Annotated in this window: 25 protein-coding genes and 3 pseudogenes; 12 read left to right on the forward strand and 16 right to left on the reverse strand. The window is 72.3% G+C overall.

Translation table 11 applies throughout. From position 1 onward, the window contains the following. The first annotated feature begins 39 nt into the window (after nt 1–39). The 3 genes from QMZ92_RS26165 to QMZ92_RS26175 all read left to right on the forward strand — a co-directional run bounded on the left by QMZ92_RS26165 (nt 40) and on the right by QMZ92_RS26175 (nt 2,218). On the forward strand, nt 40–1,146 hold the full coding sequence (locus tag QMZ92_RS26165; RefSeq protein ID WP_283299953.1) for a hypothetical protein: 1,107 nt from the start codon (nt 40–42) through the stop codon (nt 1,144–1,146). A gap of 103 nt (nt 1,147–1,249) precedes the next feature. Next, on the forward strand, nt 1,250–1,960 hold the full coding sequence (gene msrA, locus QMZ92_RS26170; protein WP_283299954.1) for a peptide-methionine (S)-S-oxide reductase MsrA: 711 nt from the start codon (nt 1,250–1,252) through the stop codon (nt 1,958–1,960). A 48-nt stretch (nt 1,961–2,008) separates the two neighbouring features. Next, nucleotides 2,009–2,218 (forward strand): hypothetical protein, encoded by a 210-nt coding sequence (locus tag QMZ92_RS26175; protein WP_283299955.1) that lies wholly within the window; start codon nt 2,009–2,011, stop codon nt 2,216–2,218. Nucleotides 2,219–2,242: 24 nt separating this feature from the next. Here the strand turns inward: QMZ92_RS26175 and QMZ92_RS36520 are convergent. The 7 genes and pseudogenes from QMZ92_RS36520 to QMZ92_RS26210 all read right to left on the reverse strand — a co-directional run. Further along, a pseudogene (locus QMZ92_RS36520) lies at nt 2,243–2,464 on the reverse strand (IS701 family transposase); the annotation flags it as partial. Between the two features lie 340 nt (nt 2,465–2,804). Then, nucleotides 2,805–3,926, reverse strand: coding sequence for a sensor histidine kinase (locus tag QMZ92_RS26185; protein ID WP_283299956.1), 1,122 nt, complete (start codon nt 3,924–3,926; stop codon nt 2,805–2,807). Continuing rightward, entirely contained in the window at nt 3,923–4,588 is a 666-nt protein-coding gene (locus QMZ92_RS26190) for a response regulator (RefSeq protein WP_283299957.1), read from the reverse strand. Before QMZ92_RS26190 ends, QMZ92_RS26185 begins: the two co-directional genes overlap by 4 nt. A 215-nt stretch (nt 4,589–4,803) precedes the next feature. Beyond that, the gene (locus QMZ92_RS26195) at nt 4,804–5,175 is read right to left on the reverse strand and encodes a DUF1330 domain-containing protein (protein WP_283299958.1); all 372 of its coding nucleotides are present in this window, start codon (nt 5,173–5,175) and stop codon (nt 4,804–4,806) included. Between the two features lie 227 nt (nt 5,176–5,402). Beyond that, nucleotides 5,403–5,753, reverse strand: a pseudogene (locus tag QMZ92_RS26200) (zinc-binding dehydrogenase); the annotation flags it as partial. Nucleotides 5,754–6,158: 405 nt separating this feature from the next. Beyond that, nucleotides 6,159–7,421: a L,D-transpeptidase gene (locus QMZ92_RS26205; RefSeq protein ID WP_283299959.1), complete on the reverse strand. Its 1,263-nt coding sequence runs from the start codon at nt 7,419–7,421 to the stop codon at nt 6,159–6,161. A gap of 251 nt (nt 7,422–7,672) precedes the next feature. Then, a complete protein-coding gene (locus tag QMZ92_RS26210; protein ID WP_283299960.1) occupies nt 7,673–8,038 on the reverse strand; it encodes a hypothetical protein in 366 nt (121 codons plus the stop codon). A gap of 120 nt (nt 8,039–8,158) precedes the next feature. Here QMZ92_RS26210 and QMZ92_RS26215 point away from each other — a divergent pair, with 120 nt between their 5' ends. Beyond that, on the forward strand, nt 8,159–8,548 hold the full coding sequence (locus tag QMZ92_RS26215; protein ID WP_283299961.1) for a hypothetical protein: 390 nt from the start codon (nt 8,159–8,161) through the stop codon (nt 8,546–8,548). Nucleotides 8,549–8,557: 9 nt separating this feature from the next. Here QMZ92_RS26215 and QMZ92_RS26220 read toward each other — a convergent pair. The 4 genes and pseudogenes from QMZ92_RS26220 to QMZ92_RS26235 form a co-directional block, all read right to left on the reverse strand. Continuing rightward, nucleotides 8,558–8,791, reverse strand: a pseudogene (locus QMZ92_RS26220) (helix-turn-helix domain-containing protein); the annotation flags it as partial. Nucleotides 8,792–8,888: 97 nt separating this feature from the next. Beyond that, nucleotides 8,889–10,445 (reverse strand): histidine ammonia-lyase, encoded by a 1,557-nt coding sequence (hutH, locus tag QMZ92_RS26225; protein ID WP_283300024.1) that lies wholly within the window; start codon nt 10,443–10,445, stop codon nt 8,889–8,891. Nucleotides 10,446–10,721: 276 nt separating this feature from the next. Beyond that, nucleotides 10,722–11,855, reverse strand: coding sequence for a GGDEF domain-containing protein (locus QMZ92_RS26230; RefSeq protein WP_283299962.1), 1,134 nt, complete (start codon nt 11,853–11,855; stop codon nt 10,722–10,724). 30 nt (nt 11,856–11,885) lie between these two features. Next, entirely contained in the window at nt 11,886–12,716 is an 831-nt protein-coding gene (locus QMZ92_RS26235; protein ID WP_283299963.1) for an enoyl-CoA hydratase/isomerase family protein, read from the reverse strand. 353 nt (nt 12,717–13,069) lie between these two features. Here QMZ92_RS26235 and QMZ92_RS26240 point away from each other — a divergent pair, with 353 nt between their 5' ends. After that, entirely contained in the window at nt 13,070–13,678 is a 609-nt protein-coding gene (locus tag QMZ92_RS26240; protein ID WP_283299964.1) for a GNAT family N-acetyltransferase, read from the forward strand. 259 nt (nt 13,679–13,937) lie between these two features. Here QMZ92_RS26240 and QMZ92_RS26245 read toward each other — a convergent pair whose 3' ends face one another. Together QMZ92_RS26245 and QMZ92_RS26250 are read right to left on the reverse strand one after the other, a co-directional pair. Further along, nucleotides 13,938–15,164: an adenylate/guanylate cyclase domain-containing protein gene (locus tag QMZ92_RS26245; protein ID WP_283299965.1), complete on the reverse strand. Its 1,227-nt coding sequence runs from the start codon at nt 15,162–15,164 to the stop codon at nt 13,938–13,940. A gap of 183 nt (nt 15,165–15,347) precedes the next feature. Next, nucleotides 15,348–16,238 (reverse strand): biotin--[acetyl-CoA-carboxylase] ligase, encoded by an 891-nt coding sequence (locus tag QMZ92_RS26250; RefSeq protein ID WP_283299966.1) that lies wholly within the window; start codon nt 16,236–16,238, stop codon nt 15,348–15,350. Between the two features lie 198 nt (nt 16,239–16,436). On the opposite strand from QMZ92_RS26250, the gene QMZ92_RS26255 reads away from it, so the two are divergent. From QMZ92_RS26255 to QMZ92_RS26270, 4 genes are all read left to right on the forward strand, one after another. Then, nucleotides 16,437–18,038, forward strand: a complete 1,602-nt coding sequence (locus QMZ92_RS26255; RefSeq protein WP_283299967.1) for an acyl-CoA carboxylase subunit beta — start codon at nt 16,437–16,439, stop codon at nt 18,036–18,038. 26 nt (nt 18,039–18,064) lie between these two features. Further along, nucleotides 18,065–18,271 (forward strand): acyl-CoA carboxylase epsilon subunit, encoded by a 207-nt coding sequence (locus QMZ92_RS26260; RefSeq protein WP_138053499.1) that lies wholly within the window; start codon nt 18,065–18,067, stop codon nt 18,269–18,271. 116 nt (nt 18,272–18,387) lie between these two features. Next, nucleotides 18,388–18,516: a morphogenic membrane protein MmpB gene (mmpB, locus tag QMZ92_RS26265; RefSeq protein ID WP_269728731.1), complete on the forward strand. Its 129-nt coding sequence runs from the start codon at nt 18,388–18,390 to the stop codon at nt 18,514–18,516. Nucleotides 18,517–18,759: 243 nt separating this feature from the next. Then, complete coding sequence (locus tag QMZ92_RS26270; protein ID WP_283299968.1) at nt 18,760–19,374, forward strand: Maf family protein; 615 nt, start codon at nt 18,760–18,762, stop codon at nt 19,372–19,374. A 96-nt stretch (nt 19,375–19,470) separates the two neighbouring features. Here QMZ92_RS26270 and QMZ92_RS26275 read toward each other — a convergent pair whose 3' ends face one another. Next, nucleotides 19,471–19,971: a hypothetical protein gene (locus QMZ92_RS26275; RefSeq protein WP_283299969.1), complete on the reverse strand. Its 501-nt coding sequence runs from the start codon at nt 19,969–19,971 to the stop codon at nt 19,471–19,473. Nucleotides 19,972–20,429: 458 nt separating this feature from the next. Here QMZ92_RS26275 and QMZ92_RS26280 point away from each other — a divergent pair, with 458 nt between their 5' ends. Then, nucleotides 20,430–22,193: an acetyl/propionyl/methylcrotonyl-CoA carboxylase subunit alpha gene (locus QMZ92_RS26280; protein WP_283299970.1), complete on the forward strand. Its 1,764-nt coding sequence runs from the start codon at nt 20,430–20,432 to the stop codon at nt 22,191–22,193. Nucleotides 22,194–22,321: 128 nt separating this feature from the next. Continuing rightward, nucleotides 22,322–22,915, forward strand: a complete 594-nt coding sequence (locus QMZ92_RS26285; RefSeq protein ID WP_502962139.1) for a TetR/AcrR family transcriptional regulator — start codon at nt 22,322–22,324, stop codon at nt 22,913–22,915. 393 nt (nt 22,916–23,308) lie between these two features. Here the strand turns inward: QMZ92_RS26285 and QMZ92_RS26290 are convergent, their stop codons facing one another. Together QMZ92_RS26290 and QMZ92_RS26295 are read right to left on the reverse strand one after the other, a co-directional pair. Beyond that, complete coding sequence (locus tag QMZ92_RS26290; RefSeq protein WP_283299972.1) at nt 23,309–24,232, reverse strand: DeoR/GlpR family DNA-binding transcription regulator; 924 nt, start codon at nt 24,230–24,232, stop codon at nt 23,309–23,311. Nucleotides 24,233–24,377: 145 nt separating this feature from the next. Then, the gene (locus QMZ92_RS26295) at nt 24,378–26,144 is read right to left on the reverse strand and encodes an NAD(P)H-quinone dehydrogenase (protein ID WP_502962140.1); all 1,767 of its coding nucleotides are present in this window, start codon (nt 26,142–26,144) and stop codon (nt 24,378–24,380) included. Between QMZ92_RS26295 and QMZ92_RS26300 the strand changes: the two genes are divergently transcribed. Beyond that, nucleotides 26,079–26,516, forward strand: a complete 438-nt coding sequence (locus QMZ92_RS26300; protein ID WP_283299974.1) for a gamma-glutamylcyclotransferase family protein — start codon at nt 26,079–26,081, stop codon at nt 26,514–26,516. The two genes, QMZ92_RS26295 and QMZ92_RS26300, sit on opposite strands and share 66 nt — an antisense overlap. Nucleotides 26,517–26,551: the final 35 nt, after the last annotated feature.

Genomic DNA, 26,551 nt, shown 5'->3' on the forward strand with positions numbered 1-26,551 from the left:
GCCGGTTCCCATCGCTCGGCCGTCCGGGACAATGGCCCCATGGAGATTCTCTGGTTCCTGATCGCGCTGGGTCTGCTGGCCGCCGCGATCGGCCCGTTCGTGATGCGCCGCCGCCACGCCGTACGACAGGTCGCCCCCGGTTCACCGGACGCCGCCGACCCCGCCGCCTACGGATTCGTGCGCCAGGAGGAACTCGACCTGCGGCTGCCCGGGCCCGACCAGGATCTCCTCGACGTACTCGACCTGGTGCAGCGCACCCAGGACTGGCGGGCCGCGTCCCAGCTCCTCGCGGGCACCGAGAAGGAGGGCGAGCGGCGCTGGCAGCGGGTGCAGGCGTTCGCGGGCGCCGCTTCGCTGGAGCTCCGGCACCAGCCCGGGACCGGCGGATCGTGGCTGCGCGCCTGGCGCGCGGAGTCGCCGAAGGACGCGGGCGGCGCCGCCGTTCACGCGGAGTTCCTGGTGCAGCAGGCCTGGCGGTCCTCCGGCGGAGCCGGTAGCGACGACTTCCGGATCATCCTGGAGGAGGCCCGCTCGGTGTGCGGGGAGGCCGCCCTGCTCGCGCCGGGCGACCCCGTCCCGTACATCACCGAGCTGGCCGTGGCCCGAGGGCTCGGCTACTCCCACGAGCAGTTCGACCAGGTGTGGGCCAAGGTGATCGACCGCGCGCCCGCGCACATGGGTGCCCACCTCGCCGCCCTGCACTACTGGTGCGAGAAGTGGCACGGCTCACGGGAGGAGGCCGACCACTTCGCGACCACCGCGGCCGCCCGCGCCCCCCAGGGCTCGCTGCTGTCCGCCCTGCCGCTGTTCGCCGTGTTCGAGCACCTGCCCGAGGTCAACCTGGTCTCCGGCTTCTACCAGAGCGCGGTCGTCACCAAGGCCGTGGAAGGCGCTCTGCACGCCGCGCACCACGCGCCGGCGAACGACCCGGTCCTCCCGCACGTCCGCCATCTGCTGATCTTCTTCCTGGTCAGGTCCGAGCGCTGGGCCGAGGCCATGCACCAGCTGGTCCACGTCGACGGCCACGTCGGCGCGCTGCCCTGGACCCACGGCAGCGACCCGGCCGGTGAGTACACGGTCTACCGGGCACTCGCGGTCGCGGGCTACGAGGCGAACGGCGGCAGCCCCGCGACGCTGCCGCACTGACGGCACGGAGCTGCCACACGGCCGCCCACTCCGGGCCCGCGGGGGAATCCCGCGGGCCCGGAGTGCGTTCTGACGGGTGCAACCACTCCCGGAGGAGATTCGCATGTTCCTGAACCGCCGCGTCCCTGAGCTGCCCAACCCGGCCCAGGCCCTGCGCGGTCGCGAAACCCCCGAGTTCGACGTCCCCGCCCGCCACACCGTCCTCGGCAACCCGCTCCTCGGCCCCTACCCCGAGGACCTGGCGGTCGCCGACTTCGGTCTGGGCTGCTTCTGGGGCGCCGAGCGCACGTTCTGGCGGACCGGGGGCGTGTGGACCACACTCGTCGGCTACCAGGGCGGCTACACCCCGAACCCGACGTACGAAGAGGTCTGTTCGGGCCTCACCGGCCACACCGAGGCCGTCCGCGTCGTGTACGACCCGTCGGTCGTCTCCTACGAGCAGCTGCTGAAGATCTTCTGGGAGGCCCACGACCCGACCCAGGGCTTCCGCCAGGGCAACGACGTGGGCACCCAGTACCGCTCGGCGATCCACACCCACACACCGGCCCAGACCGAGGCCGCGGAGGCATCCCGCGTCGCGTACCAGAAGGTGCTGACGGGCGCGGGCCACGGCACGATCACGACGGAGATCCTGCCCGCGGAGGGCCGGGCCTTCTACCCGGCCGAGGGATACCACCAGCAGTACCTCGACAGGAACCCGGCGGGCTACTGCGGTATCGGAGGGACGGGTGTCGAGCTGGGTGACCCCTTCGAGGCGAACCGGGGACGGTCATGCCCGACTGGCCTCGCCTCGGCGCCTCCAGCTGACGAATGACCTGACCAGCAAGGAGCAACGAGCCAAGGCGGCCGTACGATCACGGCCGTGATCCGACCAGTCTCCGGGGCACCCTCGGCACGGCACCTCATCTGCTCCCTGGCAGCCGTGATCCTGACAACCGTCGGCTGGTACGCCGCACAGCCTGTCCACACGGACTGCGTGTACTTCGGTGGGCCGGACTACTCCTACGACGACGCGGTTGCCGACGGGCAGTGCCCGGCTCCCCAAACGCGCTGGGAGACCTGGATCAGCTAGTACCCAGCCATAGTTGTGGATCTTTCATGGTGTGGCCGTGCGGCGCGGTAGTGGCATGTGCGGGCCCGGCTTCGTGCCGACGGCGCCATAGGGACCCGTGCAGACGATGTTCGCGTTGGTTGTCGGGCGGCGCTGTGGGGTGGCGAACAGTCGCTGGATCTCGTTGCAGGTGAGTGCGATCAGCCCGTCGGGGACGGGGTGGTCGCGGTGCTCGCGGGCGCGGGCGACGGCGAGGAAGGGCCCCGCTCCAGCGGTTCATCACCCAGTGGGCCGTCTACGTCCGCATCCGGCGCCGGCCCGGCCTCGCCGCAGACCTCCGCCGGTGGGAGGACATGGCCGAGACGGGCGACGCGGCTCAGGTGCGACGGGCGGCCGCCGGGATCGGGCGGCTCCCGGACGACGCCCACACGGCTGTCGGTCTCCCGGCTCGGTGAGCGGGCGGAGGTTCTGGAGCAGTCGGGAGCGCCACCGCCTGGTGGACGCGGTCCCGGAAACGATCGCCTCGTCACGGCCGCCGGACTCGGGTGCGCCGTCTCACGGCGTCGCCGAGGTGCACGGGGCTGGGCGGCAGTCGGGTCCGGCGCCGTCAGACGTGGCCCTGCGCCGGTAGCTCCAGGCGGAGTTCGTAGCCGCCGTCCGCCGTCGGGCCGGAATCGACCGTGCCGCCCAGCAGCTCGGCGCGCTGGCGCAGGCTGACGAGGCCGTAGTGGGCGCTTGGGAGGGGCAGGGCGGGTCGGGTCGGGGCCGTGTTGGTGACCGTGACGCGGACCGCGCCGCCGTCGCGCCGCACGCAGACCGTGGCCGAGGCGCCGGGCGCGTGCTTGCGGACGTTGGTCAGGGCCTCCTGGACGGTGCGGTAGACGGCGCGCTGGACGGTCGGCGGCAGCCCGTCGGGTCCGCTCTCGGCTGCCCGAGGGCCGGTGTGCAGTTCGGCCTGGATGCCGCTGCCGTCCACGAGCCGCTGGAGGTCCGCCATGGACGGCTGGGGGGTGAGTTCGGCGGGTCGCCCGCCGGAGGCCCGCAGGACGCCGACCATGTGGCGCAGTTCGTCCAGGGTCTGCACGCTCAGTCGCCTGATCGTCGCCGCCGCGTCCCTGACCTCGGGGTCGCGGGTGCCGACCTGGAGCGCTCCGGCCCGTACGGCGATCAGGCTGACCTGGTGGGAGACCACGTCGTGCATCTCGCGGGCGAGCTGGGCGCGCTCCTTGGCCAGGACGGTCTGGGTGGTCAGCAGCCGCTCGTGGTCCCGCGCCTCGGAGATCTCCGCCAGCCGCAGCGAGAGATCGCGCCGGGTCTGGACGAGCTGGCCCAGGAAGACGGGCGCGGCAGCCGTGGCGGCGGTGTAGCCGAGGGTGATCAGGGTGGCGGTCTTCGTTAGGTCGAGATCCGGTGACGGCAGCGAGGTCATGTCGCTGACCGTGAAGGCCAGCGCGCAGCCGACGAGCAGGATCCGTCGGCGGGACAGCGAGGCGAGGGTGTAGAGGGCGGCCAGCCCGGCGAAGATCGCGTCGTTCAGGGCGACGGCGGGCAGCGTGATCAGGAAGACGAGCAGCGGCACCCGGCGCCGCAGCGCGAGGGCGAGAGCGGCGACCAGGGCGAAGCCCAGGCGCAGCGGCTCGGCGGCGGTGACGTTGACCCAGACGTCGAGCAGTGCCACCCCGACCAGCACGGCGTCCATCACGGGAGGAGGCACGCGGCGGGAGGTCATGGCGCTTCCTGGTCCCGGGGCGGCCTGAGCAGACCGGCCCGCTCCGCGAGAAGGGCGGCCTGGACCCGGCCGGCCACTTCGAGTTTGGTGAGGATGGCGCTGACGTGGTCCTTCACCGTGCCGGTGCCCAGGTGCATCCGGGCGGCGATGTCGGCGTTGGAGAGCCCCTCGGCGATCAGCACGAGTACGGCGCGCTCCCGGTCGCTCAGCCGGCCGATGCCGCGTACGGCCGCCTCCTCGGGGCCCGCGTCGAGATAGCCCTCCACGACGGTCCTGGTGACCTTGGACGACAGGACGGTTCCGCCGTCGGCGAGGGTCCGCACCAGGAACGGCAGTCCCTCGGGGTCGGTGTCCTTGAGCAGGAAGCCGGCGGCACCCGCCCGCAGTGCCGTCGCCACGTACTCGTCCATGTCGAACGTCGTGAGCATGGCGACGACCGGAGGGTGCGGCAGGCGGCGGAGGCCGCCGAGGACGGTGAGTCCGTCCACGTCCGGCATCCGGATGTCCAGCAGTACGACGTCGGGGCGGGACTCCTCGGCGGTCCGGACCGCTTCGGCGCCGGGGACCGCGGCCACGACCTCGATGTCGTCGGCCGCGTCGAGGATGTGCTGGAAGCCCGTGCGGATCAGGGCTTCGTCGTCGACCACCATTACCCGGATCACGCGTGCTCCGCTCGCCATGCCCCGTGGGACCACTGTCCGATTCGTACCATGGCGGGCGGTGAGCCGCGCGGGTGAGCGGGGTGGGACAGCCCCGTCCGGGGCCGGTGGCAGGCCGCCGTTCTCCGGCCCCGGCCCGCTGACGAGGGCGGCCTCCCGTGCCCGCGACGGGAACTCGGGGCGGGCCGCCCGTGCCGACGCCCGGCTGAGCAGTTCCGTCACACCGGACGGCGCTGTCCCGCAGCCTCCTGCGCTTGGCGCAGCTCCGCCGCGGTGGCCGCCGCCTCGTATCCGTCCGGTACGCCTTCGACGAGCAGGACGTCGCCGGGGACGTGGCGGGTGCGCAGCGGGAGCAGGGCCCGGTAGTCCGGGGAGGCGTACCACTCCCGAGCGGCCTGCAGGGTGGGGAAGGCGATGATGACGAGCGCTCCGGGCCACTCGCCTTCGAGGACGTCGCGTTCCGGGGCGCCGTGTACGAGGAAGCGGCCGTCGAAGGGGTCGAGGGTGGACTGGATGCGCTCCATGTAGGTCAGGACCTCGTCGTCGAGACGGGCTGCGGGGAAGAGGTTGCCGATCGCGTAGGCGCTCATGTCCCGATCGTGCCCCGGACCGGCGGCCCGGTCGATTACCTCCGGGGTCATGTGACCGGGGGCGGCTGCGGGGTCATACGGGGGCGACCGGCTTCACGGCAAGTGGCCGAGGGGACGCACCGGCCCCCGGGGGCGGGCTGGCGCCTTCCCGGGGCGCGCCGCCGCCCACGAGCCCACGCGGCGCCGAGCCGTACGCCCCACGCACGGGGACCCCCCGGGTTCGTGCCTCAGATCGTGGCGGCGTCGATCACGAACCGGTAGCGCACGTCGCTGCGCAGCACCCGCTCGTACGCCTCGTTGATCTGGTCCGCGCGGATCAGCTCGGTCTCGGCGCCGAGGCCGTGCTCGGCGCAGAAGTCGAGCATCTCCTGGGTCTCCGGGATGGCGCCGATCGCGGAACCGGCGAGGGCCCTGCGGCCGCCGATCAGGGAGAAGAGCTTCAGCGACACGGGCTCCTCGGGGGCACCCACGTTCACCATCGCGCCGTCCGTCTTCAGCATGCCCAGGAACCCGTCCAGGGGCAGCGGCGCGGAGACGGTGTTGACGATCAGGTCGAGGGTGCCTGCGAGGGCCTCGAAAGGCTTCTCCGGCGACCGCCGAGCGCGGGACGTACGGCGGCCGCTGAGCAGCCGTGGTTCAGGCCGTTGGTTCCGGCCGTGGCGCCCGTCCGCGGAACGGCCCTCGCACGGCCCTCGCACGGCCGTCGAACCCGCCGGGCCGGCACGGCTGCGGTACGGCCGCCCGCGGGGGGCGTGGCGCGGTCGGACGCGCCGGCCGGAACACACGGATACGCGTAGGAGCGGTGCGGCGTCCGACGTCGTGACACGTACGACCGGCAGGTACTGCCCGACGCGTACGAGCACGAGCACGAGTACGACGAAGGCGGTGGCCCCGGTGCGATCCGGGTGCCACCGCCTTCGTGCGGCAGGTTCGGTGGACGAGCGGCTGGTCCGCCCGGGCGGGCCGACGGGCCCGTCGCGGGATCAGACCGCCGAGCCGGCCTTCCAGTCCGCCCAGCTCATGTTCCAGCCGTTGAGGCCGTTGTCGGGCTGGATCGTCTTGTCCTTGGAGTTCTTGACGACCACGACGTCACCGACGATCGAGTTGTCGTAGAACCAGGCCGCGGGCTGCTTCGGGTCGCCGGCACCCTTGACGTCGTTCAGGCCCACGCAGCCGTGGCTGGTGTTGGCGCTGCCGAAGATCGAGTCGGCGCCCCAGTAGTTGCCGTGGATGAACGTGCCGGAGGTGGACAGTCGCATGGCGTGCGGAACGTCCTTGATGTCGTACTCGCCCTTGCCGTCGTCGTCCGTGAAGCCGACCGTGGCCCCGTTCATCCGGGTCTCCTTGAACTTCTCCGAGATGACCATCTGGCCGTTGTAGGTCGGGTTCTCGGGCGAGCCGGCGGAGATCGGGATGGTCTTGATGGTCTTGCCGTCCTGGGTGACCGTCATGGTCTTGGCGGAAGCGTCCACGGTGGAGACCTGGTTGCGCCCGATGGTGAAAGTCACTGTCTTCTGCTGGACGCCGAAGACGCCGTCGGCGCCCTCCACGCCGTCCAGGTTCAGCTTCAGCGTGACGGTGGAACCCTCCTGCCAGTAGTCGTCCGGGCGGAAGTCCAGCCGCTGGGAGTTGAACCAGTGGCCGACGACCTCCTGGCCACTGCTGGAGGAGACGGTGATGCCGGACTGCACGGCCTTGCGGTCCGTGATCGCCTTGTTGAAGTTGATCGAGACCGGCATGCCGACGCCTACGGTGGAGCCGTCCTCGGGCGTGAAGTTGCCGATGAAGCTGTTGTCGGGCGAGACCGTGGTGAACGAGGAGTTCTCGTGCGCCTCGCGGCCCTTCCCGTCCTTGGCGGACGCCGTGATCTTGTAGACGGTGGCGCGCTCCAGCTGCCCGTTGGGCTTCCAGCTCTTGCGGTCGCTGCTGAGCGTGCCCTCGACGGCCTTGCCCTCGCCCGTGGTCATGGTGACCTCGGTGAGCGTGCCCTCGCTGACGGTGACCTTGGCGTCGTTGTTGATGCTCGCGTTGGTCGCGCCGTTCTTGGGCGAGATGACTATTCGGGCGTCCGAGGCGTCCTTGGCGGCCGCCTCGTCCACCTGCTCCTGCGACTTCTTCGAGCTCTCGGCACCGGGGCCGTCGGCATCGGCGCTGCTGCAGCCCGTGAGTACCAGTACGCCGCCGAGCAGGGCGGACACGGCCAGACGTCCGCGCCGCTTGCTGTCCGTCATCACACGCTTCTCCATCGTCACCGATTTACCTGCGATCTCTATCAAGAAGACCCAAAACGCCGCGCCCGGTTCCAGTCCTGGCGGATTTTGTGGGCAACACCACTTATCGACGCACCCGAGGGCGCGCCGGTTGCGGTTGCGCGCCCTCCTGTTTCGGGTTCCGGCGATCCTTCACGACTTTCCTGTGGACCCGCACGGCGGGGACGGGCCCCGGTTCGCCGCCCGCGGCGCCCGGGGCCCGGTCGGTCCGTCCGGCTCCCGTCATGTCACGGGCGCCCCGCGCGGTCCGCCCCGTCGTCCTGCCCGTCCCCGTCCGTCTCCCCATCTTCCTCGTCGATATCCCAGCCGTCGGCGTCGGGGTCGTAGTCGATCTGCTCACAGCTCCACGACGCCTGGGCGAGTTCGACGCCGGGAACGTCGCCGATCAGGTCGAACGGGTCGACGAGGTACGCGAGGGCCTCCGCGGAGTCCTCGCTCACGGACGAGGAGGCGTGCGCACGCTCCTCGTCCGGCATGAGTTCGTCCGCCTCGATGCGGTCGAGGGCCGCCCCGGCGAGCTCTTCCGGTTCGGCCACCTCCAGCACCAATTCGACGTGTAGCCGCACATAGCGTGATGTCTCAGAAGAGGTCATACGACGGAGACTAGAGCGCGGGGCCTCCCGACTTTCCTGCGACCCGCTGCTTTCATTAGCATCGCTGGAGCATCACCTCACGCGGTCAATTCGCCGCTGTCACAAGGGGGATCGTTTCCCGTGCCCGTCGCTCGTCGTCCGCTGCTGACCGCCGCCGCGGCCGGTTCCCTGCTCTGCGCGCTGTGGTTCGTGCCCTCGGCGAACGCCACGGCGGACGGTGAGCAGGGGTCCCCGGACCGGGGCCGGTCCGGGGATTCCGCTTCTGCCGTCGCCTACGGCAGCCGGGACACGGCCCCGACGCCGGGCACGGTCGGCGCCGGGGGCGCCGGGGCCTCGGACGGTGTCACGGCGGGCGCCGAGGACCCGCAGGGCGGCGCGCAGGGGCTGTCGCTGGCGGACACCGGAAGCGTGGACACGACGCCGTATCTCGTCGGGGGCACGCTCTTCCTCGGGGTCGGTGCCGGGTTCGTGAGCTATGCCGCACGCAGGAGCGGCGGCCGGCTGGTCTGACCCGCCACGGCGGGTCGGGGTCCGGCGCGGACGGGAGGAGCGGTCGGCAAGGTCGGCCTCCCCGTGAACGCGATAGCGGTCGGCCCACGGCTGGGCCCTGGTCGGCGAGACCTGGAAACGCTCGGCGGCCCGCCGCAGTGGCCTGCCGTCCTCGACCACGCAGCGGGCCAGGCGCAGTCGTCCGGTCTCGGTCAGGGGCGCGGATTGCGGTGGGGCTTGAGGGCCTTCCGATGGTCGGTGCAGATGTCGCGGTCCACACCGAACCAGAAGGCCCTCACCCGTTCAGGATCCCCCGGCCGAGACCTGGCTCACCCGTCCACAGCCTCCCGGGACAGATCGCCTAGGCCAGTGGACCGGTCACCGACTCCACGGCCCCGATCAGCCGCCCGTCCCGGACGAACGCCTCGGCGGCTGCCAGGTCCGGGGCGAGGAAACGATCCGGCCCGGGTCCGTCCACGCCCGCCGCACGCAGGGCCGCGATGGCCGCCTGGCTCGCGGGCGCCGGAGTGAGACCGCGGCGGAGTTCGATCGCGCGGGTCGCCGCGTACAACTCGACGGCGATGATCCGGGCCAGGTTGTCGACGGCCGTGCGCAGCTTGCGCGCGGCCGACCAGCCCATGGAGACGTGGTCCTCCTGCATCGCGGAGGAGGGGATCGAGTCGGCGGAGGCCGGGACGGCGAGCCGCTTCATCTCGCTGACGAGCGCCGCCTGTGTGTACTGGGCGATCATCAGGCCCGAGTCCACGCCCGCGTCGTCGGCGAGGAAGGGCGGCAGGCCGTGCGAGCGGTTCTTGTCCAGCAGCCGGTCGGTGCGGCGCTCGGCGATGGAGCCGAGATCGGCGGCGGCGACGGCGAGGAAGTCGAGCACGTATGCGACGGGCGCGCCGTGGAAGTTGCCGTTGGACTCGACCCTGCCCGCCCCGGAGCCCCCGCCGGGCAGCACCACCGGATTGTCGATGGCGGCGGCGAGTTCGCGGTCGGCGACCAGGGCGGCGTGGGCGATGGTGTCCCGCCCGGCACCGGCGACCTGCGGTGCGCAGCGCACCGAGTAGGCGTCCTGGACGCGAGGGGCCTCTTCCTCCTGGAAGTGGCCGGTCAGCTCGGAACCCTTGAGCACGGCGCTCATGTTGGCGGCCGCGGCGGCCTGGCCCGGGTGGGGGCGGATGGCGTGCAGTTCGGGCGCGAGGACCTTGTCCGTACCGAGCAGGCCCTCCAGCGTGAGGGCGGCGGTGATGTCTGCGGAGGTGTAGAGCCTGCGCAGATCGGCGAGAGCCATGATCAGCATGCCGAGCATGCCGTCGGTGCCGTTGAGGAGGGCGAGGCCCTCCTTCTCGTGCAGTTCGACGGGCTCGATGCCGTGGGCGGCGAGGAGTTCGCCGGCGGGGCGGACGGTGCCGTCGGGGCCTTCCGCGTCCCCCTCCCCCATCAGCGTCAGCGCACAGTGCGACAGCGGCGCGAGGTCTCCGGAGCAGCCGAGGGAGCCGTACTCGTGCACGACCGGCGTGATCCCTGCGTTCAGGACGTCGACCATGGTCTGTGCGACCTCGGGGCGTACGCCGGTGTGCCCGGAGGCCACGGTCTTCAGCCGCAGGAACATCAGGGCGCGGACGACCTCGCGCTCGACGCGCGGGCCCATACCGGCGGCGTGCGAGCGGACGATGTTGCGCTGCAGCTGGGTCCGCAGGTCGTGACCGATGTGCCGGGTGGCCAGGGCGCCGAACCCGGTCGAGACCCCGTACACCGGCTCGGGCTTCGCGGCCAGGGCGTCCACGATCGCGCGCGCTCCGGCGAGCGCGGAGAGCGCGTCGTCGGAGAGCTCGGTCCTGGCGTTGCCGCGGGCCACGGCGATGACGTCTTCGGCGGTGGTCCCGGACGTCCCCACCACGACAGTGTGCATATCCATATTCAGCACCCTACGGATTGAATCCCTCTCTGTCACGGGGTGGGCGGCCGGGACCGGTGACGGCCCGCGAACGACTGCCCGGACGCGCCGGCGGCCGACCCGGGACGCGGCGCGGACCCGGACAGCCCGGGGCCCGACCGCCGTGGAAGCGCACCCGGAACGGGCCCCCGGCAGCCCCGCGAGCCCCGCCGGATCGACCGCCCCGGCAGGCGCGGCACGGAAGGGCGCACCGCGGAAGAACCCCACGACAGCGTGCACCGCGACCGCGGCTCAGTGGCGGGCGTCCCGGAAACGGCGGCGGTCCTGCGTCGACGGCGGCGGGGTGTCCGCCAGCGGGAGCACCGAGTCGTCCCGGCCCGCGACCACCGGCCCCGTCGCCCGGGCGGCCTTCGCACGGTACTGCGCGGCGTCCGCGAGCCGGAACAGCCGGCGGGCGGAGCGGACCGCTCCGATCGGGTCGCCGGTGGACGCGACGCCGCACGCAACCCCCTCCCCCAGTTGCAGCTCACCGGCCCGCTCGCAGAGTTCCTCGGCGACCTTCACGACGTCGTCGGCGGACGGGCCCGCCGTGAGGAGACAGAACTCGTCGCCGCCGAGCCGGGCGGCCAGCGCTCCCGGCAGCATCGCACCGCACAGCGACAGCACCGATCCGAAGCGTTCCAGCAGCCGGTCGCCGGCCGCGTGGCCATGGGTGTCGTTGACCCGCTTGAGGCCGTTGAGGTCACACACCACCAGCGAGATCACGGACCCGTCCACCCGGTGCCGCTCCAGCACCTCGTCCAGCCTGACGTCGACGGCCCGCCGGTTCGCGAGCCCGGTCAGCGGATCGGTGAACGCGAGCCTGCGGACCTCCTCCAGCCGTTCCTGCTGCGCGATCCCGGCCGCAACGACCTGGGCGAGCACGGTCGCGAAGTCCGCGTCGTCCCGGTCGAACACGGCCTCCCCCGCCGGACGGGCGACGTACAGCTCGCCCCAGGCCCGGCCGTGCAGCACGATCGGCGCGACGACGCAGCAGCCGCGCCCGCGCTGTCGCAGCGCGTCGACCCGCTGGTGGCTGTAGCCGTGTTCGCCCTCCGCCGGGCCGTCCGCCGTCTCCACCCAGGCGCGCGGGGCACCGCCCCCCGCCCACTGCTCGTGCAGGAACTCGGTGATCTCGGGGAAACGGTGCACCGGATAGGTCTCGCCGTCCGGGAACTCCTCCTCGTCCGGGGCGCGGGCCCCCGCGTTCACGAGCACCTTCAGGCGCCCCCGGTCCCGCTCCCAGACGGAGAGCGCGGCGAAACTCCCCCTCAGCGCGTCGCACGCGGCCGCAGCCGCGCCGCGCCACAGCTCCCGCGGAGTGCGTGCGGCCGCCATCGCCTGTGCCAGCGCCACGACGGCTCGCAGCCGGACATCCTCACCCATTACCCCAGCTTAGGGATTTTCGTACGGGTTTCACTCGCCGGGCCACTCCGGCTTCCGCTTCTCGTTGAACGCCGCGACACCCTCGGCGCGGTCGCCGGAGAACGCCACCGAACGCCATGCCGCGTCCTCGACGTCGAGCCCCGCCCGCAGGTCGAGCCCGTGGCCGAGCCGCAGCGCCCGCTTCGCGGCCCGCAGGCCGACCGGGGAGTTGGCGGCCATGCGGGCCGCCAGGGCAAGGGCGGCGGGACGGGCATCGTCGGCGAGCTCGTCGACCAGCCCCAACTCCCGGGCCTCGGCGGCCTCCACGCGCCGCGCCGTGAACACCAGCTCGGCCGCCCGCGCCGCGCCGACGCGCCGCGGCAGCAGCTGCGTACCGCCGCCGCCGGGAATCACACCGACGGACACCTCGGGCAGGCCGACGACGGCCGTCGCGTCGGCCACGATCACATCGCAGGAGAGTGCCAGCTCGAACCCGCCGCCCAGTGCGAAGCCGTGCACCGCCGCGATCGTGGGCATCGGCAGTTCCAGCACGCCGGTGTACGCGGCGCGGGCGGTCGGGCGCTGCCGGACCAACTCGGCGTCCGTGAGGGAGTTGCGCTCCTTGAGATCGGCACCGACACAGAAGGCCCGGTCGTTCGACGAGGTCACCACGGCCACCCGGACCGACCGGTCCGCCGCCAGCGCGTGACAGGCCGCTGCGATGGAGCCGGCCATCTCCGTGGAGACCGCGTTCATGGCCTTGGGCCGGTCGAGCACCAGCTCTGCGACACGCCCGCCCTCGTGGCGGCGTACGGCGACGAACTCCCCGAAGCGCTGCTCGGACACACTTTCGGAGCCGACCTCGGAGCTGATCTCGGACATGATCGACGACCTCCCGGTTAACGATAGTTCACCGGCAGGAGATCCTAGTGCCGCATCAGGCGACGTTCGCCCCGTCGCGACGGGGCGAACGTCCCGCCGGCTCTGTCCGCGAGAACGGGCAGCGGATGTACACCGGTTTGGGAGGCAGCGGCCACCCGAGAGGGAATCGAAATGTTCACGGGTTTCGACAGCAGCACTGGCACGGAGAGGTTGCCGCTGGGTGCGATGGCCTGCACGGTACTGCGGACTCACCGCCCATCCGGCACGTCCTGCGTCACCGCGGACGTACGCGCCCCCAACTGTCCGCATAAACGGATGGCCGGGGGCGAGAGTGACGCGGCAGGATGCTTCGCATGACCTTGCCCACCCCCGAGCTGCGCACCGCCCGCCTGCGACTGCGGCCGTTCACCGACGCCGACGCGGCGTCGCTGTACGCGCTGCACAGTAGCGCCAACGTGCTGCGCTACTGGGACTCCCCACCTTGGACCGAACCGGCCCGCGCCCAGCGCTTCATCGCGACCTGCCGGACGATCGAGGAGGAAGGCACGGGAGCGCGGGTGGCCGTCGACCGCGTCTGCGACGGCGCGTTTATCGGCTGGTGCGGCCTGACCAGCTGGAACCCGGACTTCCGCAGTGCGTCCCTGGGCTACGCCTTCGACGCCGCCGCGTGGGGCCACGGCTACGCCACGGAGACCGCGCACGCCGTCCTGCGGTGGGCGTTCGACACCCTGGACCTGAACCGCGTCCAGGCCGAGACCGACACACGCAACGTGGCGTCCGCCCGGGTCCTGGAGAAGCTCGGCTTCGTCCGCGAAGGCACCCTCCGCGAGGACTGCGTCGTCAACGGCGACGTCTCCGACTCCTGGGTCTTCGGCCTCCTCCGCCGCGAGTGGCCCCCGACGTCTTCGCTCGCCCCACCGATCCCGATCATCCGCACCACTGGAGCATCCGGTAGTTCGTAGGGTCTGCCTGGAGCGGCAACAGGCTCATCGGCGTGCGCGGGTGCTGTCGCTTCTCGTGAACATCGAACACGTCGCGGCCCGGGTGCCTCCCGAAGCACTGAACAACCGCTGCCGAAACCGGTGAACAAGGCCATGCCGCCACTTCCGCTTCCCCTGTCCTGGCCCCGGCTCGGAATCGCCGGTCGGCGTCACGACGGCAAACCAGTCGGGCCGGGCACCGAGTACCCCCCTCGGTGATCTGTCGCCGGACAGGCTCCGGCTAGGGGCGCCGCGTCAACAGCCAGGGCTCCACCACGCCGAGCCCGCGCACCGGCCGCTGCCACATGGGCTGCAGTGCGAAACGGTACGACGGGGGCTCCTCGCCCTCCTTCTCGGCAGCGGCCGCCGCCTCCGCGGCCTCCGCCTCGGACGCGGGCGCGTCGCCGGTACGGGCCAGCTCCTCCGCGAACGCCCCGTCCACCAGGACGGCGTCCTTCGGCGCTATCGAGGTCAGCCGGCTCGCCAGGTTCACCGTCGTACCGAACACATCGCCCATCCGGGTCGTGACCGTCCCGAAGGAGATGCCGACCCGCAGCGCCGGCATGGTCTCGTCGTGCGACAGCGTCTCGATCAGCCGCATCGCGATCTCCGCGGCCGTCCCCGCGTCGTCCCCGGCGAAGAGCACCTCGTCCCCGAGGGTCTTGATCAGCCGACCGCCGTGCGCGGCGACCAGGTCGGCACAGGTCGTCTCGAAGGCCTCGACCAGCTCGCCCAGCTCCTCCTCCTCCAGGCGCCGGGTGAGCCGGGTGAAGCCGACGAGGTCCGCGAAGCCGACCGCGAGCCGCCGGTCGACCATCTCCTCGTCGTCCGCGGCCTGCACGACCCGGCCGGTGGCGGCGGCCAGCTGGCGGCGCCACACGTAGACGAGGAACTCCTCCAGCTCCGGCAGCAGCAGCTCGACCAGTGGATAGGTGACCTCGGTGCGGGTCATCCCCGGCTCGGGGGGCTCGGTGAGGCCCTCGAGGAAGGAGTCGATCTGCCACTCCGCGAGCCGGGCCGTGGTCTGGCCGGTGGACCGCGCCACCTGGACCGCCATCGGCTCGCTCAGCAGCCCGGCCTCGACCAGACCGGCCAGACGGCGCAGCGCGAGCACATCGGCCTCGGTCAGGGCCTTGGCCTGGCCGATGTCGGCGAATCCCATGGCCCGCCAGAAGCGCGACGCCAGGTCCATGGAGACCCCGGCGGTCCTGGCGGCCTGAAAGGGGGTGTAGCGGCGGTCCGCGCCGAGGATCAGTTGTTCCAGCCGGATGGCCAGCGGGTCCTTGGTCGGCTCGGCCGTGTGGTCCACCTCGTGGTGCGGCGTCGGGTGGACGTCCGACGTCTGCCTCCGGCCGGAGCCGCCCCCGGCGGACGCGCCCCCGCCGGAGGGCTCCGTCCCTGGCCCGCTCCCGCCCGGGGAGTCCCCACCGGAAGCGTCCGCGCCGGAGGCGCTGTCGTCGACGGTCACCGGCCGCCTCCTGCCCGTTCCCTGCGCACTGCCCTGCCGATCTGTCGTGCGTGCCGGTCCGCGTACGGCCGCGGGAAGCCCGGCGCGGCCTCAACGATACGGCAGGTGTGCCCTAGCTCACGTCCCGGTGGCGCGGCCCGCCCGGGGTGTCCGGCCGATCACGCCGGACGGCCGCACCCCCGGTCACCGGCCGTTCGGCCGCAGGTGGACGATGTCGCCGGCCCCGATGGGGTGGTCCTTGCCGTCGGGGGTGGTCACCACGAGCCGTCCGTCCCCGTCGATCGCGACCGCCTCGCCGATCAGGCTGCGGTCGCCGGGAAGCTCGGCGCGGACCGTGAGCCCCAGGGTCGAGCAGCCGGCCGCGTACGTCTCCTGCAGCCGCGAGGCATGGGCGTCGCCGTTCGCCGCCCGCCAGATGCCGTACCAGTCCTCGAGCGAGCGCAGCAGCGCCCGAAGCAGGGGGTCGCGGTCGGTGGAGACGGCGTTCGCGAGGGCCAGGGAGCCCGCCCGCGGCACGGGGAGCTCGTCCGCGCGCAGGGTGACGTTGATCCCGATGCCGATGACGACGCCGTCGCCGCCCACGCGCTCGGCGAGGATGCCGCCGGCCTTCCGCTCCTCCCCGGCCACCTTCACCATCAGGTCGTTCGGCCACTTCAGGGCGAAGTCGGCCCCGGCCGCCCTGGCCAGACCCGTCGCCGCGGCGACACCGGTCAGCAGCGGCAGCCACCCCCAGCGGTCCACGGGCACGTCGGGCCTCAGCAGTACGGAGAGGAAGAGTCCGGAGCGCGGGGGCGCAGTCCAGCTGCGGTCGAGACGGCCGCGGCCGGACGTCTGCTCCTCGGCGACGAGCACGGCCCCCTCGCCGAGCTCCGCGGCCCGGGCCGCGAGGTCGGAGTTGGTCGAGCCGGTCGCCTCGACGACGTCGAGCGAGGTCCACAGCCCGCCGGGGCGGATCAGTGCGCGGCGCAGGGCGGCGGCGTTGAGCGGCGGGCGGTCGAGATCGGACCAGCGGCCGCCTGCGGGGCCGCCGGTGAACTCGTCGGACGGACTGCCGGAGGTGTCGTGAGGCGTCATGCCGCACAGCTTGGCCCCATCCGTCCCCGTGACGCGAACCGCGGAGGCGGACCGTGTCGGGCCCTGCGCGCAAGCGCTACGGGGTGTGGCCAACGCCGCACTGCCGAACGGTATCCCCGCCGATACGCTACGAGTCAGTAGCCAGACCTCTCCTTACGTAGCCAACACCCCCGTGACCAGGCAGGGAGCCGCATCCCGATGTCCGAGCCGGCAGAGCACCAAGAGATCGACATCCACACCACCGCTGGCAAGCTCGCGGATTTCCAGCGCCGTGTCCACGAGGCGACACACGCGGGCTCCGAACGCGCGGTCGAGAAGCAGCACGCCAAGGGCAAGCTGACTGCCCGTGAGCGGATCGAACTCCTCCTCGACGAGGGGTCGTTCGTCGAGCTGGACGAGCTCGCACGGCACCGCTCCACCAACTTCGGACTGGAGAAGACCCGCCCGTACGGCGACGGCGTCGTCACCGGCTACGGCACGGTCGACGGCCGGCCGGTGGCCGTGTTCTCGCAGGACTTCACGGTCTTCGGCGGGGCCCTGGGCGAGGTCTTCGGCCAGAAGATCATCAAGGTGATGGACTTCGCGCTGAAGACCGGCTGCCCGGTCATCGGGATCAACGACTCCGGTGGCGCGCGCATCCAGGAGGGTGTCAGCGCGCTGGGCATGTACGGCGAGATCTTCCGCCGCAACACCCACGCGTCCGGGGTGATCCCGCAGATCTCCCTGGTCGTGGGCCCCTGCGCGGGCGGCGCCGTCTACTCGCCCGCGATCACCGACTTCACGGTGATGGTCGACCAGACCTCGCACATGTTCATCACCGGACCGGACGTCATCAAGACGGTCACCGGCGAGGACGTGGGCTTCGAGGAACTGGGCGGCGCCCGCACCCACAACACCACGTCCGGTGTCGCCCACCACATGGCCGGCGACGAGAAGGACGCGATCGAGTACGTCAAGTCGCTGCTGTCGTACCTGCCGTCGAACAACCTGTCCGAGCCGCCGTCCTTCCCGGAGGACGCCTCCCTGGAACTCACCGCGGAGGACCAGGAGCTGGACACGCTGATGCCGGACAGCGCCAACCAGCCCTACGACATGCACACGATCATCGAGCACGTGCTGGACGACGGTGAGTTCCTGGAGACCCAGGCGATGTTCGCCCCGAACATCGTCACCGGCTTCGGACGGGTCGAGGGCTTCCCCGTCGGTATCGTCGCCAACCAGCCGATGCAGTTCGCGGGCTGTCTCGACATCGACGCGAGCGAGAAGGCCGCCCGCTTCGTGCGCACCTGCGACGCGTTCAACATCCCCGTGGTCACCTTCGTCGACGTGCCCGGCTTCCTGCCGGGCGTGGACCAGGAGTACGGCGGCATCATCCGGCGCGGCGCGAAGCTGATCTACGCCTACGCCGAGGCGACCGTGCCGCTGATCACCGTGATCACGCGCAAGGCGTTCGGTGGCGCGTACGACGTGATGGGCTCCAAGCACCTGGGCGCGGACCTGAACCTGGCCTGGCCGACCGCGCAGATCGCGGTGATGGGTGCGCAGGGCGCGGTGAACATCCTGCACCGCCGCACACTCGCCGCCGCCCCGGACGCCGAGGCCCAGGAGAAGCTGCGGGCAGAGCTGATCACGGCATACGAGGACACGCTCCTCAACCCGTACGTCGCCGCCGAGCGCGGCTACATCGACGCCGTGATCATGCCCTCAGACACCCGCGCCCAGATCGTGAAGGGCCTGCGTCAGCTGCGGACGAAGCGGGAAAGCCTTCCCCCGAAGAAGCACGGCAACATCCCCCTGTAGATCCCCGAGGACCGCGAGGAGCAGTGATGATCAGGGTCGTACGGGGAAACCCGACCCCGGAGGAACTGGCCGCCGCCCTGGCGGTGGTCCAAGCACGCGCCGCCGCGACGGCCTCCGCGGTGTCCGGCGCGCCGCTGCCGCCCGAGGAGTGGTCGGACCCCGCCCGAATCGCCCGGGCCCGGGCACTGCGGGTGGGACCCCGGGCGTGGACGCGGACGTACTGGCCGGGCTGAGCCACCGAGCGGGGGTTCACGACGGCTCCGCCGATCCGTGACTGGCCCCCTGCCACCGGGGCGCCTGAGTATCCGTACTCAGGCGCCCTTCGCGTCCCGCCGCCACCATCGGAACCATGCTGTGGTCCGACCCGGAGAACGAACCTCCGCAGGAGATGCGCGACATGCAGGCGATGATGCGCCGCGCGGGCGTCCTGCTGGCACTTGCCATGATCGTTGCGATGTTCGTCGTCGGACTGCGCTGACGGACGGGTCCGGGTACGGGACCGGCAAGGGGACCGGCTCCGCCGAAGGGACGGGCTGCTCCTGCCGCCGGTGCGGGGGACGGTACGGGGACATGTGCTCCGGACACCGGTACGGGGCGGGCCGGTCCGGGGACGGTCCCCTGCCGACCGGGACGTCGGCGCCGTGCACACCGCCGGGCCCCGCGCCCCCACCGGGGGCGGTTGGCGCATCGGCCTCCTGGCTGTCACCCCGGGCCGCCTACGATGGCCCGCATGACCGATCAGCGCCGCCGCGTCGTCCTCGCCTCCGCCTCACCCGCCCGCCTCCGCCTGCTCCGGGACGCCGGGCTCGCCCCGGAGGTCATCGTCAGCGGTGTCGACGAGGACGCGCTGACCGCGCCCGGGCCGGGCGCGCTCGCGCTCGCCCTCTCCGAGGCCAAGGCGGACGCGGTCGCCGCACGCCCCGAGGCCGCCGGCGCCCTCGTCATCGGCTGCGACTCGGTGCTCGAACTCGACGGCGAGGCCCTCGGCAAGCCGGCCGACGAGGAAGAGGCCACCGCCCGGTGGAAGTCCATGCGCGGCCGTGCGGGCGTCCTGCGGACCGGTCACTGCGTCATCGACACCGCCACCGGCCGCCGCGCCTCCGCGACCGCCTCCACCACGGTCCGCTTCGGCGAACCGACCGACGCCGAGATCGCCGCGTACGTCGCGAGCGGCGAACCGCTGCACGTGGCGGGCGCGTTCACGCTGGACGGCCGGTCCGCCCCGTTCGTCGACTCGATCGAGGGCAGCCACGGCAACGTGATCGGACTGTCGCTGCCGCTGCTGCGCAGTCTGCTGGCGGACCTGGGGATCGGCATCACGGACCTCTGGACCTGACGCGGAGGGTCGGGACAGGTCCGCGGGCGCGGGACGGACCTGGACGCGGCCGGGCGCCGACGGCACCGGGCCGGGGCCGGCCCGCTCCCGAATGCCTCAGGCCGTGGCCGGACCGTCGCCGACGAAGGGCCCCTTGTCCATGGAGACCGACGGGCCCGTGCCGCCGGGCGCGGCCCCTCCCCCGCTCCCCTCGGGCTCCGTTCCGCCGTACTGCAGCAGGGCGAGGACGATCAGGCCCAGCACCACCATCAGGAACGCGAACGCGTGCCAGCCGACCAGCCCCACGGTCAGCGCGCCGAGCACGCCGTGCACCACCGCACAGCTGACCAGGAGCACCCGGCCCCAGCGGCCGGGGCCGCGGTCGCGGAGGGCGGCGATCAGGAAGAGCGTGCCGCAGACGGCGAGGAAGAACCCGAAGACCCCGCCCATCACCCAGGTGCCGGCGGCCATCACATCGGGATCGAGGCCGTCCACGGACATGCTCTGGCCGTTCACGAAGGTGGCCATGATGCCGTTGATCACCACGATGCCGACGGCTTCCAGATAGAGCACGATGGCGGCCACCACGGCCACCGTTCTGCGTACCACGGCGCCCACCCCTTAGCTTCCCGACCTCTGTTACCAGCAGTACGAACGACACGGCGAACGCTACTAACGGGTAAACCCGCGGACAAGGGCCCGAGCACGGGCAAAGAATCATTCGGCCATTCGTAGGGACTCCACAAAGAAACGCGCGTCGCCGCTGGCCGCCGAGGCAGAGACCTTGACCACACCTGACGGCTACTCTGCACAGGAGAAAACAGACGTACCGTGGTGCGACAAGGGCATTCACAGCACGGCCACGCCCCGGATCACCCTCCGTGTGGGGAAGCTCACGACTGGGAACGGGTCGAAAGGTCGTGTCGGTAGTCCCTAAACTCAGCGTGTTTCAGCGAAGTCTTCGGCGCGGTGACAGGCCGAGTGCTCCGGCCGGCACGCCCGGACCGGGGACCGGCCCGCGGCGTGGCCGCGAACCGGGGCGTCATCCCCGGGACAACAGCAAGGAGGGAGCCATCGTGCGCAAGGTGCTCATCGCCAACCGAGGCGAGATCGCTGTCCGCGTTGCCCGTGCATGCCGGGACGCCGGGATCGCGAGCGTAGCCGTCTACGCCGACCCGGACCGTGACGCTCTGCACGTCCGCGCGGCCGACGAAGCGTTCGCCCTGGGCGGTGACACCCCGACCGCCAGCTACCTGGACATGGCCAAGGTCCTCCAGGCCGCCGCCGACTCCGGCGCGGACGCCATCCACCCCGGGTACGGCTTCCTCTCGGAGAACGCCGACTTCGCCCAGGCCGTCATCGACGCCGGGCTCACCTGGATCGGCCCCCCGCCCGCCGCGATCCGCGACCTCGGCGACAAGGTGGCGGCCCGTCACATCGCCCAGCGCGCCGGCGCCCCGCTGGTGGCAGGCACCTCCGACCCGGTCTCCGGCGCGGACGAGGTCGTCGCCTTCGCCGAGGAGAACGGCCTCCCCATCGCCATCAAGGCCGCCTTCGGCGGCGGCGGACGCGGCCTGAAGGTCGCCCGCACGCTGGAGGAGGTCCCCGAGCTCTACGACTCGGCGGTGCGCGAGGCCGTCGCGGCGTTCGGCCGCGGCGAGTGCTTCGTCGAGCGGTACCTGGACAAGCCGCGCCACGTCGAGACCCAGTGCCTGGCCGACCAGCACGGCAACGTGGTGGTCGTGTCCACCCGCGACTGCTCGCTGCAGCGCCGGCACCAGAAGCTGGTGGAGGAGGCCCCCGCACCGTTCCTCACCCAGGAGCAGAACGCCGAGCTCTACCGCGCCTCCAAGGCCATCCTCAAGGAAGCCGGCTACGTCGGCGCCGGCACCGTGGAGTTCCTCGTCGGCAACGACGGCACGATCTCCTTCCTCGAGGTCAACACCCGCCTGCAGGTCGAGCACCCGGTCACCGAGGAGGTCACCGGCATCGACCTGGTGCGGGAGATGTTCCGCATCGCCGACGGCGAGAAGCTGGGCTACGACGACCCGCCGCTGCGGGGCCACTCCTTCGAGTTCCGCATCAACGGTGAGGACCCCGGCCGCAACTTCCTCCCGGCGCCCGGCACCGTCACCTCCTTCGTCGCGCCCTCCGGACCGGGTGTCCGCCTGGACGCGGGCGTGGAGTCCGGCAGTGTCATCGGCCCCGCCTGGGACTCGCTGCTGGCGAAGCTGATCGTCACCGGCGCCACCCGCGAGCAGGCGCTGCAGCGTGCGGCGCGCGCCCTGGCCGAGTTCCAGGTCGAGGGCATGGCCACGGCCATCCCCTTCCACCGCGCGGTCGTCGCGGACCCGGCCTTCGCCCCGGCNGGCGGCACGCCGTTCAAGGTCCACACCCGCTGGATCGAGACCGAGTTCGTCAACGAGATCAAGCCCTTCGCCGCTCCGGCCGACACCGAGGCGGAGGAGGAGCCGGGCCGCGAGACGGTCGTCGTCGAGGTCGGCGGCAAACGCCTGGAGGTCTCACTGCCGTCCTCGCTGGGCATGACCCTGGCCCGGACCGCCGCGGCCGGCGGAGCGCGCCCCAAGCGCCGCGCGGCCAAGAAGTCCGGCCCCGCCGCCTCCGGTGACACGCTGGCCTCCCCGATGCAGGGCACCATCGTCAAGATCGCCGTGGAGGAGGGCCAGGAGGTCAAGGAGGGCGACCTCGTCGTCGTCCTGGAGGCCATGAAGATGGAGCAGCCGCTGAACGCGCACCGCTCCGGCACCGTGAAGGGCCTCAGCGCCGAAGTCGGCGCGTCGATCACGTCCGGCGCGGTGATCTGCGAGATCAAGGACTAAGGACTGACGCCTGCCGTCCGGCCGTACGTGGACGGGGCCCGCCGGGAACATCCGGCGGGCCCCGTCCACGTTCCGCCCGAGGACCGGGCGGGGTTCGCAACCCCCGCACCGATGGCATGCTGGGTGCCATGACGACGAGTACGGCGGCCGGCGCCACAGCGGGCGCGGCACGGCCGATGCGGGCCGATGCGCGCCGCAACTACGAGCGGCTGCTCGTCGAGGCGCGCAAGGCGTTCGCCGAGCACGGCACGGACGCCTCCCTCGAGGACATCGCCAAGCGGGCGGGCGTGGGTATCGGCACGCTGTACCGCCATTTCCCGAACCGTCACGCACTGATGAACGCGGTCTTCCAGGACGCCTTGGCGTCTCTGCTCAGCCGGTCCGGGGAACTGGCCTCGGCGGACCAGCCGTGCGCCGCCCTGGTGGAATGGCTGCGCGCCATCATCACTCATGCGGGTGAATACCGCGGGGTGGCCCGGGCACTCATGTCCGCCTCGCACGACGCCAGTTCCGCCCTCTCCCAGTGCAGCGTCCCCCTGCGCGACGCAGGCGCCCGGCTCCTGTCCCGCGCCCAGGCGGCCGGCACGGTCCGCTCCGACGTCTCCATCACCGACCTGCTGCAGCTCACCAACGCGATCGCCCTGGCGGCCGAGCAGGCCCCGTCCGACCCCGAACTCGCGGACCGGTTGCTGATGCTGACGTTGCGCGGCCTGAAGGCGTAGCCCGTCTCCCTCTCGTCGTGAGGGGGTTCACGGTGGGCCGGCCCGTGGGGCGGCGCGCCCTGCGGGGCCCGCCGCCACGGGCGGGGCTCCGCTCCCCGCGCGGCACCGGCAGGACGCGTCCTGCCGGCCGGGCCCGGGCCCGGCCGGTGGGTCGGCCCGAGGGGCCGGGGCGCCTACCGGCAGCCCGCAGCCTCGGCACGCCCCGTGCCGGCGCGGTGGTCCGGCGCCCTCAGCGGCGGCGGAGGTCCGCCACGCGCCGCTCCGGAGGCTCGGCGGCGAGGGCCGCGGCCGGACGGAGCGGGGTGGTCGGGTGGGTCGTGCGGCGCTGGCCCGGGAGGGGGACCTCACGGCGCTGCTGGGTCGCGTCGGCCGCCGTGCCCGCCACGNGCGCCCTCAGCGGCGGCGGAGGTCCGCCACGCGCCGCTCCGGAGGCTCGGCGGCGAGGGCCGCGGCCGGACGGAGCGGGGTGGTCGGGTGGGTCGTGCGGCGCTGGCCCGGGAGGGGGACCTCACGGCGCTGCTGGGTCGCGTCGGCCGCCGTGCCCGCCACGGCGACCTGCACCCCCTGATCCGCGAGCGCCTGCAGCTCCGTGGCCGCCCGGTCGTCGTGCTGCGGCGGCTCGTCCGTCACCAGGCGGGTGATCACGTCCGTCGGCACGGTCTGGAACATCGTGTCCGTGCCCAGCTTGGTGTGGTCGGCCAGCACGACGACCTCCGAGGCCGCCTGCACCAGCGCCCGGTCCACACTCGCCGACAGCATGTTGGACGTGGACAGACCGCGCTCGGCCGTCAGACCGCTGCCGGACAGGAAGGCACGGGAGACCCGCAGCCCCTGGAGGGACTGCTCCGCCCCGCTGCCGACCAGCGCGTAGTTCGAGCCACGCAGCGTGCCGCCGGTCATGACGACCTCGACGCGGTTGGCGTGCGCCAACGCCTGGGCGACCAGAAGGGAGTTGGTGACCACGGTGAGCCCTGGGACACGCGCGAGCCGGCGGGCCAGCTCCTGCGTGGTCGTACCGGCGCCGACCACGACGGCCTCGCCCTCTTCGACCAGGCCGGCGGCGAGATCGGCGATGGCCGTCTTCTCCGCGGTCGCGAGATGGGATTTCTGCGGGAAGCCGGATTCTCGCGTGAATCCGCCCGGCAACACCGCACCGCCGTGCCGGCGGTCGAGCAGTCCTTCTGCCTCCAGGGCCCGCACGTCCCGCCGTACGGTCACTTCGGAGGTCTGGACGACGCGGGCGAGCTCACGGAGCGAAACCGCTCCGTTGGCGCGCACCATTTCGAGGATCAATTGACGACGTTCTGCAGCGAACACGAAACTGACAGTAACCCCAGCGGTCGATGCTTTTCAGCACTTTGCGCCGAATACGGGAAGTTGCCCAAGCAGGGGTACCGGAAGTGATATAGGGCCGCTGCACTATCGTCCCGGCTTGCCGGGGTTGATCCCCGCGGTTCCCGCGCTACGCCCCGCCGGTCGCCTTCCGGGTCTGCAACTGGCGGGCGACCTCCGCGATCGAGCCCGACAACGACGGGTACACGGTGAAGGCGTTTGCGATCTGTTCCACCGTCAGGTTGTTGTCGACCGCGATCGAGATGGGGTGGATCAGTTCCGAAGCGCGCGGCGCCACGATCACTCCGCCGACCACGATGCCGGTGCCGGGCCGGCAGAAGATCTTCACGAAGCCGTCCCTGATGCCCTGCATCTTGGCGCGCGGGTTGCGCAGCAGCGGCAGCTTGACGACCCGGGCCTCGATGACGCCGCCGTCCACGTCCGCCTGGGTGTAACCGACGGTCGCGATCTCCGGGTCGGTGAAGACGTTCGACGAGACCGTCTTCAGGTTGAGCGGGGTCACCGCGTCGCCCAGGAAGTGGTACATGGCGATACGTCCCTGCATCGCCGCCACCGAGGCCAGCGCGAAGACTCCGGTGACGTCGCCGGCCGCGTACACGCCCGGCGCCGTGGTGCGCGAGACCCTGTCGGTCCAGATGTGCCCGGACTCGGTGAGCTTGATCCCGGCCTCCTCCAGGCCCATGCCCGCGGAGTTGGGGACGGCCCCGACGGCCATCAGGCAGTGGGTGCCGGTGATGACCCTGCCGTCGGCCAGCGTCACCTCGACACGGTCGCCGACCCGCTTGGCGGACTGGGCGCGGGAGCGGGCCATGACGTTCATGCCGCGGCGCCGGAAGACGTCCTCGAGGACCGCGGCGGCGTCCGGGTCCTCCCCCGGCAGCACCCGGTCGCGGGAGGAGACGAGCGTGACCCGGGAACCGAGCGCCTGGTAGGCGCCGGCGAACTCGGCACCGGTCACGCCCGAGCCGACCACGATCAGCTCTGCGGGGAGCTCGTCCAGGTCGTACACCTGGGTCCAGTTGAGGATCCGCTCGCCGTCGGGCTGGGCATCGGGGATCTCGCGCGGGTGACCGCCGGTGGCGATCAGCACGGCGTCGGCGGTGAGCGTCTCCTCGCTGCCGTCCGCCGCGGTGACGACGACCTTCCGGGAGCCGTCCAGGGCCTGACCGCCCTCCAGTCGGCCCCGGCCGCGCATGACGCGGGCGCCCGCACGGGTCACGGAGGCGGTGATGTCGTGGGACTGGGCGAGCGCGAGCCGCTTGACCCGCCGGTTGACCTTGCCGAGGTCGACGCCGACGATCCGGGCGGCCTGCTCGATGTGCGGGGTGTCGTCCGCGACGATGATGCCGAGCTCCTCGTGCGAGGAGTCGAAGTTCGTCATCACCTCGGCGGTGGCGATCAGGGTCTTCGAGGGTACGCAGTCGGTGAGTACGGAGGCTCCGCCGAGGCCGTCGCAGTCGACGACGGTCACCTCCGCGCCGAGCTGGGCGGCCACCAGAGCCGCCTCGTATCCGCCGGGTCCGCCACCGATGATCACGATCCGGGTCACTGGGGTTACGCCTCGCGCTCTCGCTCTGCCGGGTGTCCGTCCACCCCATTCTCCCGCACGCGGGAACCTGCTTCGCGCCGGGGGCTCTCCCGGGCCGGGAACGGACCGGGAGGGAATCGGGGGAGAAGACGGAGGGACCCGGCGCGGACGCGGGACCTGCACGTACGGGCCCCGGTCCGTACGGCGGCGGGTCTCCCCGCGGCTCCGTCCCGGGGGATCGGGGCGGGCGGCCACCGCTTCCCCTCCCGTACCCTCGATCCCATGTCGCTCTACGCCGCGTACGCCGGCAACCTCGACGCGCGGCTGATGACCCGCCGCGCACCGCACTCCCCGTTGCGCGGCACGGGCTGGCTCAACGGCTGGCGGCTGACGTTCGGCGGCGAGCAGATGGGCTGGGAGGGGGCGCTGCCCACGATCGTGGAGGCTCCCCGCTCGCAGGTCTTCGTCGCGCTGTACGACATCGCCCCGCTCGACGAGGACTCGATGGACCGCTGGGAGGGCGTCGGGCTCGACATCTACCGCCGCATGCGGGTCCGCGTGCACACGCTGGACGGCGAGGAGCCGGCCTGGGTGTACGTGCTGAACGGGTACGAGGGCGGGCTGCCCTCCGCCCGCTACCTGGGTGAGATCGCCGACGCGGCCGAGTCCGCCGGCGCCCCCCACGACTACGTGATGGAGCTGCGCAAGCGCCCCTGCTGACCGGGGCGCCCGGAGGTCCTCCCCGGGCGCGCACC

This window comes from Streptomyces sp. HNM0645, assembly GCF_030056615.1.
GTDB lineage: Bacteria > Actinomycetota > Actinomycetes > Streptomycetales > Streptomycetaceae > Streptomyces > Streptomyces marianii.

Excerpts from the sequence above, each read along its gene's own strand:
- QMZ92_RS26165 (WP_283299953.1), top strand. The coding sequence starts at position 40 with ATGGAGATTCTCTGGTTCCTGATCGCGCTGGGTCTGCTGGCCGCCGCG.
- msrA (WP_283299954.1), top strand. The coding sequence starts at position 1,250 with ATGTTCCTGAACCGCCGCGTCCCTGAGCTGCCCAACCCGGCCCAGGCC.
- QMZ92_RS26185 (WP_283299956.1), bottom strand. The coding sequence starts at position 3,926 with ATGACCTCCCGCCGCGTGCCTCCTCCCGTGATGGACGCCGTGCTGGTC.
- QMZ92_RS26195 (WP_283299958.1), bottom strand. The coding sequence starts at position 5,175 with ATGAGCGCCTACGCGATCGGCAACCTCTTCCCCGCAGCCCGTCTCGAC.
- QMZ92_RS26205 (WP_283299959.1), bottom strand. The coding sequence starts at position 7,421 with ATGGAGAAGCGTGTGATGACGGACAGCAAGCGGCGCGGACGTCTGGCC.
- QMZ92_RS26210 (WP_283299960.1), bottom strand. The coding sequence starts at position 8,038 with ATGACCTCTTCTGAGACATCACGCTATGTGCGGCTACACGTCGAATTG.
- hutH (WP_283300024.1), bottom strand. The coding sequence starts at position 10,445 with ATGCACACTGTCGTGGTGGGGACGTCCGGGACCACCGCCGAAGACGTC.
- QMZ92_RS26230 (WP_283299962.1), bottom strand. The coding sequence starts at position 11,855 with ATGGGTGAGGATGTCCGGCTGCGAGCCGTCGTGGCGCTGGCACAGGCG.
- QMZ92_RS26235 (WP_283299963.1), bottom strand. The coding sequence starts at position 12,716 with ATGTCCGAGATCAGCTCCGAGGTCGGCTCCGAAAGTGTGTCCGAGCAG.
- QMZ92_RS26240 (WP_283299964.1), top strand. The coding sequence starts at position 13,070 with ATGACCTTGCCCACCCCCGAGCTGCGCACCGCCCGCCTGCGACTGCGG.
- QMZ92_RS26250 (WP_283299966.1), bottom strand. The coding sequence starts at position 16,238 with ATGACGCCTCACGACACCTCCGGCAGTCCGTCCGACGAGTTCACCGGC.
- QMZ92_RS26255 (WP_283299967.1), top strand. The coding sequence starts at position 16,437 with ATGTCCGAGCCGGCAGAGCACCAAGAGATCGACATCCACACCACCGCT.
- QMZ92_RS26260 (WP_138053499.1), top strand. The coding sequence starts at position 18,065 with ATGATCAGGGTCGTACGGGGAAACCCGACCCCGGAGGAACTGGCCGCC.
- mmpB (WP_269728731.1), top strand. The coding sequence starts at position 18,388 with ATGCTGTGGTCCGACCCGGAGAACGAACCTCCGCAGGAGATGCGCGAC.
- QMZ92_RS26270 (WP_283299968.1), top strand. The coding sequence starts at position 18,760 with ATGGCCCGCATGACCGATCAGCGCCGCCGCGTCGTCCTCGCCTCCGCC.
- QMZ92_RS26285 (WP_502962139.1), top strand. The coding sequence starts at position 22,322 with ATGACGACGAGTACGGCGGCCGGCGCCACAGCGGGCGCGGCACGGCCG.
- QMZ92_RS26300 (WP_283299974.1), top strand. The coding sequence starts at position 26,079 with ATGTCGCTCTACGCCGCGTACGCCGGCAACCTCGACGCGCGGCTGATG.